Source organism: Archangium sp. (genome assembly GCF_036277355.1).
In the GTDB taxonomy this organism is placed as follows: Bacteria; Myxococcota; Myxococcia; order Myxococcales; family Myxococcaceae; genus Archangium.
This window is the reverse complement of sequence record NZ_DASUNC010000198.1, coordinates 87,300-93,722: the sequence shown is the minus strand read 5'-3', so window position 1 is coordinate 93,722 and position 6,423 is coordinate 87,300. Positions and strand designations below refer to the sequence as shown.

6 protein-coding genes and 1 pseudogene are annotated in these 6,423 nt (G+C 64.9%); 5 read left to right on the top strand and 2 right to left on the bottom strand.

The window, feature by feature from the left end:
- The 5 genes and pseudogenes from VFZ09_RS48880 to VFZ09_RS48865 all read left to right on the top strand — a co-directional run.
- Positions 1-373, top strand: a pseudogene (locus VFZ09_RS48880) (hypothetical protein); the annotation flags it as partial.
- Positions 270-695, top strand: coding sequence for a DUF5372 family protein (locus VFZ09_RS51845; RefSeq protein ID WP_414640815.1), 426 nt, complete (start codon positions 270-272; stop codon positions 693-695). The pseudogene VFZ09_RS48880 and the gene VFZ09_RS51845, both read left to right, overlap by 104 nt.
- Positions 692-3,061, top strand: a complete 2,370-nt coding sequence (locus VFZ09_RS48875) for a recombinase family protein (RefSeq protein WP_329734739.1) — start codon at positions 692-694, stop codon at positions 3,059-3,061. Before VFZ09_RS51845 ends, VFZ09_RS48875 begins: the two co-directional genes overlap by 4 nt.
- 54 nt (positions 3,062-3,115) lie before the next feature.
- Complete coding sequence (locus tag VFZ09_RS48870; protein ID WP_329734738.1) at positions 3,116-3,487, top strand: hypothetical protein; 372 nt, start codon at positions 3,116-3,118, stop codon at positions 3,485-3,487.
- Positions 3,484-4,824 carry a hypothetical protein gene (locus VFZ09_RS48865; protein ID WP_329734737.1) on the top strand — a complete coding sequence of 447 codons (1,341 nt, stop codon included), beginning with the start codon at positions 3,484-3,486 and terminating at the stop codon, positions 4,822-4,824. Before VFZ09_RS48870 ends, VFZ09_RS48865 begins: the two co-directional genes overlap by 4 nt.
- 20 nt (positions 4,825-4,844) lie before the next feature.
- Here the strand turns inward: VFZ09_RS48865 and VFZ09_RS48860 are convergent, their stop codons facing one another.
- Positions 4,845-5,291, bottom strand: a complete 447-nt coding sequence (locus VFZ09_RS48860) for a serine/threonine protein kinase (RefSeq protein WP_329734736.1) — start codon at positions 5,289-5,291, stop codon at positions 4,845-4,847.
- 53 nt (positions 5,292-5,344) lie between these two features.
- Entirely contained in the window at positions 5,345-6,328 is a 984-nt protein-coding gene (locus tag VFZ09_RS48855) for a DUF2381 family protein (protein WP_329734735.1), read from the bottom strand.
- Positions 6,329-6,423 lie beyond the last annotated feature (95 nt).

Genomic DNA, 6,423 nt, shown 5'->3' with positions numbered 1-6,423 from the left:
GGGCAGCCCGCGCTGGCGCGAGTACGTGGAGTACTACGACAAGCGCTTCAAGGAGGTGGAGCAGGGCACGGCCGCCGAGGGCCCCCTCAAGTGGAAAGGCTACGAGCAGTTGCGCGGATGGTTTGCCCGGGGGCTGGCCTTCGAGCGCGACATGGTGAGGCTTCTGCGAGACGACGCACAGAAGCCTCGGGCCGAGCGCCGCTTCCTGGGGGGCTTCGACAAGCCTCCATCGACGCACCCCCGCATTGTCGCAATGGTCGCGAGATTCGGTGGTCATCACCCACCCACTCCATCCGTTCGCAGGTCGCACGCTTCCTCTGCTACAGCACATCCGGCACCTCGGACGCCCTTGTGTCGTGCTGCTCTTTCCTGATGGCCGACCCGCCAAAATCCCCGAGGACTGGACGGACTTGAGGCCCTGGCCCACTCCGCTCGAGTTCCGAGGGAAATGTCCGAAGCTCCACCCTGAATCGCTCCGCAAGCTCAGTGCCCTTCTTGACGACTTGAGGCATAGGTTGCAGCTTCATGACCAGGAAGGTGGTGCGTCGGACGAAAAGCACCCATGGCCGGCCACCGCCGGGCGCGCTCTACGCCGCACTACCCGCGGCGGCCCGGCACGAGTTGCTGGGCGTGCTGGCCGACGTGCTGCTCAAAGTCATCACCGAGTCTCCCTCAAGACGCGAGGCAAGCGATGAGCACCAAGATTCGGCCAGAGCACCTGGCCAGACCCGCTCTGGTGTACATCCGCCAGTCCACCTTGTTGCAGGTCCACGAACATCGCGAGTCGACCGAGCGCCAGTACGCCCTGGTGGAGCTGGCCAAGACGCTCGGCTGGGACGCCGCCCAGGTCGAGGTCATTGATGAGGACCTGGGGCAGAGCGGCGCCAGTGCCACTCAGCGCAAGGGCTTCCAGCGGCTGACGGCAGAGGTCAGCCTCGGCAAGGTGGGCGCCGTCTTGTCGCTGGAGGTGTCCCGACTGGCGCGCTCCTCGGCGGATTGGCATCGGCTGCTGGACCTGTGCGCGCTCGCCGACACGCTCATCATTGATGACGATGGTGTCTACGACGCCAACGACTTCAACGACAGGCTGGTGCTGGGCATGAAGGGCACCATGAGTGACGCCGAGCGCCACTCCATGCACCTACGCCTGCGAGGCGGCATCCTGCACAAGGCCAAAAAGGGAGAGCTCGTCTTCCCCCCTCCCACCGGCTATGTCTTCGAAAACGGCGCGCTCGTCTTCGATCCCGACGAGCAGGTGCAGAAGGCCATCCGCCTTCTCTTCGAGCGCTTCCGCCTGGAGGGCAGTGTCAGCGGCACCGTGCGTTACTTTGCCCGCAACAAGCTGCTCTTCCCCTCGCGGCATGCCCACCGGGGCGCTCCCGCCGAAATCCGCTGGCACGTGCTGGACGTCCCTCATGCCCTCTCCATCCTGCGCAATCCGGTGTACGCCGGTGCCTATGCTTGGGGACGAAACCGTGAGCGACGTGTCCTCGTCGGAGGCGTGGTGCGTCGCAAGCAGGAGAAGCTCGAGGCCCGTGAGCAATGGCACGCGTTCTTCCGCGATGCACACCCTGGGTACATTACCTGGGAAGAACATCTGGAGAACTTGAAACGGATAGAAGAAAACGCGGTCAGGAGCGGGTATGTCCATGGCCGAGGCGCTCCTCGCAACGGGCAGGCGCTCCTCCAGGGACTGGTGCTGTGTGGCAAGTGTGGCCGGCGGATGAGCCCGCTCTACCCCGTCGCCCACAGCCCCAGTTATCAGTGCAGCCGGCACAACTACGGTGAGGGAAACTGTTGGTCCACCGTCGCGCGCCGCATTGATGACAAGGTGGTGGAGACCCTGCTCGCGGCATTCGCGCCGCCCGAGTTGGACCTCTCGCTGGCGGTCCTCAAGGAAGTGGAACGGCAGGCCGCTGATGTGGACCGCCAGTGGAAGCTGCGCCTGGAGCGGGCACGTTACGAGGCTCAGCGCGCCGAGCGCCAGTACAACGCGGTGGAGCCGGAGAATCGCGTGGTGGCCCGCACGCTGGAGACACGCTGGAACCAGAAGCTCCAGGAACTCGCTCAGGTGGAGCACGAGTACGAGCAGGCCCGGAGCACGCACAAGCTGGAACTGTCGGACGAGGACAAGAAGAAGATACTGGCGCTCGCACGTGATCTGCCTGGCTTGTGGAACGCACCGACCACGACCAACTCGGACAAGAAACGGATACTGCGGCTGCTCATCCAGGAGGTAGTGCTCTCGCCGGTGGAAGTGCCCAAACGAGCCATCCGCATCCGAATCCTTTGGAAGACGGGGGCTATAACGGAGTTGCTGGTACCTCGGCCGACCATGCATGAGGCCAGAAGGACGCCGCCACAGGTCATCGCCGAAATCCGGCGCCTGGCTCGGCAGCACTACTCCGATACGCAGATAGCCGAGGACCTCAACCGGCGTGGCTTCAAGAGCGGCCTGCGCCAAGCCTTCAACACGCGGCTCGTGGCGGTCCTTCGCACGCGACGGGGCATTGCTGCTGGGCGACGCCCGGGAGGATGTAACACGCGAATGCCCGAGCGCGACGAGCAGGGGCTCTATTCCACCAGAGGACTGGTCGTTCATTTCGGGGTGACGGTCGCGATGGTCCACCACTGGGTCAGACGCGGCCTGGTCACCCCCGTGCACAGCCGCACGCCCATGCCCAAACGTGGGACGGAGCCCTTCTGGTTCGAGATGACGCCACAACTGGAGGCGCTGCTGGCCAAGGCGCGCGCCCAGGGCTACGAGCCGGGCAATCCACCGCCCGGCCTACACCCCAGTGGCCGCCCGCGCCCGCCGGCCCGTCTGCCTGATGGCCGCTACTCCACTCGCGGCCTCGTCGAGAAGTACGGAGTAACTTGGAACACCGTGCGGTACTGGATAAGGAGGGGCATCCTCACGCCTGAGCGTGCTCTGCCGGGGGGCAGTTTCTGCTTCCGGCTGACACCTGCGGTCGAGCGGCGCATCCAGGCAACCCTCGCTCGAGAAAGGCGGTCTCGCGGATCCAAGCAACACCACCGTCGTCACATCCATTCCCACTAACACAGGTGTTCTGATGCCAGTTTCGAAAAACCTCGCATCGAAATCCAGGTGGGCGTGAGGAAGCCGGACACTGGCCTGCGCTACGCGGACGTACTTGTCATCGAAGAGGGTGCGCTCGGCGGAGGGCCACGGCGCGTGGAGACGTTCAGCTTCAAGAGCCGCGACCTTTCGGGGCTGAAGTACGAAGCCCTGGAAGCGCAGATGATGGAGGACGCGAGGGAGGCTCTGCGGAAGTACGGCGAGAGGCTGGACATCCGCCGCGACTCCCTCCAACGTCTTTTCGGCGCGGTCGGCGAGGTGCCCGTCCAGCGGGTCCGCCTCGTCTACGAGGGAGGCGCACTCAGGCCCACGGATATTGACGATTTGAATAGAGCCGTGAACACGACCAAGAATGCGGTTCCCGGAGTGGTGGTGTCATTCCAATGAAGGTGCTGGAATTTCACGGCGTGAAGCCGGAGGACAGCCTCAAACTCATATTTGACGGTGCTTTCAACCCGCAAGCGGCACTGGAGCACGAGTTGGCGCCCCTTCTTCAGGCGCTCGAGGAGTACGCCGGCGAGTGGATGCCGGATGTCGTCAACGGTAAGCGGCAACGCAAGTACGCCCGTGCCGCCGTCTGGAAGGCGCTGGAAGAGCGGCGCGATGGGAACAGAACGGCCCTGGGGCTCTACCGGACGGATTGGCCCGTGCTGGACATGTCGCTCAGTCTCTGGCTCCCACCGCGAGCTCCCGGACTGGGCATCCTGCTCAAGGTGAAGCCGCTCTCTTTCTTCACGGAAGTGGAGCGTTGCCGCCATTTCGTGGAACTGGTGCGCGTCTGGGCCTCTCGGTACCCGGTTACCTATGCGATGGCCCACGGTACCGACGACAGAACATTGGCGGGAGCCCCCAATTTCGGCCGCGACGACGAGACGGAGTACCGGGACGGGTTCGACAAAATCTACGAGGTGTTCTGGCTCAACGTGTTTGGCCCCAAGCTGGTGGAAACCGTGGGCCGCGAGCGCATGCTGTCCACGCCGGCTCACCGTGTGGAGGAGTTGCCCAATGGCTCCATCCTCCTGGTGACGTGGCCCACGGTGGCGGACTTCGCCAGCAAGGAGGCACGGCTGGCGCAGGCCCGCGCCCACGCCCACCTGCGGCCGGACCTCGATTTCGACACGATTCTGTGCACCTTGCAGGAGCGCAGTGCCAGGCTCGCGCCCGTGGAGCCTCGCTTCCACCCGGACCTGGCCCCGCTCCTCTCGCGGGTGGTGGACCGCGCCGCCAGTCACGAGCGCCAGCGGAGGATTGCCGAGCTCAACGCGTGGCAGCCCCCCGAGCCCGAGGAGTGGCGCCCCGCCGGCTCCGCCCTGCCTGCGGACGTGGACGACCCGGAGCGCTCGCTCGAGGAGTACAGCGACCTGGCCGAGCACCTCGTAGCGCTGCTGCACTCGGAGGTGCCCTCCGTCTTCGAGGCCACGCCCGAGTCGCTCACGGATGCCGACTTCTACTTCTGGCGCGAGGAATTTCCGAAGAGCCGTCTGAGGGAAGCCATTGACGAGCACGCGGTGCCCGCCATTGGCGCGTACCTGGGAGAGGTGCTGGTGCGCAACCTGGGGGGCCGGTGGATTCCGCGGCAGAAGCGCGAGGAGGCCCAGGTGCTCGTGGGCGACCGCGTCTGGTTTCCATTCCTCCGGGCCCGCAACTACATGCGCTCGCGACAGGCGTTGCTGGACTGCTCCCTCACCTGGCTCTACCGGGTGGCGGAGCGACACCGGGGCTGAGCACCGGCGGGGAGTCGGGCTCAGCGGAACGCGTCCACCACGAAGACCGAGGCGTTGGAGAACTCGATGATGGCCGTTCCGGGCTTCGACTCCGGACGCTTCCTGAGCTGACCGTCTCCGAGCCGGGCCACCGCGCAGATGGGCACGGTATCTCCATCCGGGGGTTTCGCCTCGTAGTACCGGATGACCACCTGGGGCCCGGTGGTCCATACCCGTCCGTAAAGCCGTGTGATGGGCTCGAGCGTGCCAAGCGAACCATCCAGGACGCTCTCGACTGGACCCTCATAGAGCGTGATGGGCCTCGCGCCAATCTGGTTGGCGTCGAGCTCCACGTCTGCCGCATCACTGACGTGCATCCGGAGAATCCGCATCGTCTTCAGCGCTTCTTCCGAGCACTTCTCGGGTCCGGGGGTGCCATCCGCGCGCAGGGCCACGCCCGCGGCAGGGCAGCCCAGGGACGTGAGCATCAGGCCAATCGAAGGGAGGAGGAGGGTTCTATTCACTGACATGAGGGGCGCTCCTACTCGCGCGTGAGGCGTTCATCCAGAACAACGTAGGCCTGTCTCCAACCATCCTCGCGATAGATTTCCAGGAGCAATTCAGCGCTCCCGTTCTCGGCCGTGAAAGCGCTTCTGTCCACCACGACGGCCACGTTCCCGGACTCGCCAGGAGCGATCTCGTCGCGGTCCGCACGCAACGCGAACGGCTTCTTGTCCCCGAAGACATAGGGCTCCGGGTCCTGTCCCGGGCGAATCGTCACGAGGCGGGCCTCGAGCAGATTCCAAGGCTTCGAGGGGTCATTGTTCTTCACGGTGAAGAGGACCGCGGCCTTGGCCTTGCCCTTGTAGATCCGGACCGTCGTTTCCTCGCCTTCGCTCTTGATGATTCGCTTCTTGAAGAGCCTGAACGGGGTTTGTTGGATGGCCCCCGACGCGACGAGCTTCGCGAGCGCATGATCTGGCGTGTCCTCCCGGTAGAAGCGGCGCACATCATCCAGCAGACCCTCTTCTCGCGCTCGGGCGTTCTCGAGCTGCTCCTGGAGCGTCTCGCGGGTGTCTGGCTCGAGGAAGATGTTCACTTGCTGGTCCGGCGGCCTCGCATCCTCGCGGTTGGCACCCGACAAGGTGAAGGGCACTTGCGTCCCATCGGCAAGCCTCACCACCAGGAGGAATCGGTCCTCGGGTTCGAGACGCACGAGCGGCACGATGACGACCGATTTCCCGGTACATCCCACCGGCTCGAAGCGACCCTCCCACCCCAGCATCTTCGTTCCCGCCGAATCACAGGGTTGCTGAAACCGGAGGAGGGTTGCCGCGCCGGGAGCCACGTACAGTCGATCAACCCCCTCGCTCGAGCGGCCGGAGATGTAGGCGCTTCGTACGTTGACCTCGCGTCCATGGGCCATGACCGTGGACGCCAGGAGAGCCAGAAGCAGGGTAGACCGGGGAGGTAAGAAGTTCCGCATTTCACGAACCAACCTAACGGATATGGTCCGCTGCGGCAAGGCGCATGCCCCACGACCCGGTCTGCATTGCGAGAGCCAGCACGAATGGCCGGGTGACAGGTGCCCTGAACGCCGTACGAGTAGGAAGTAGGAGC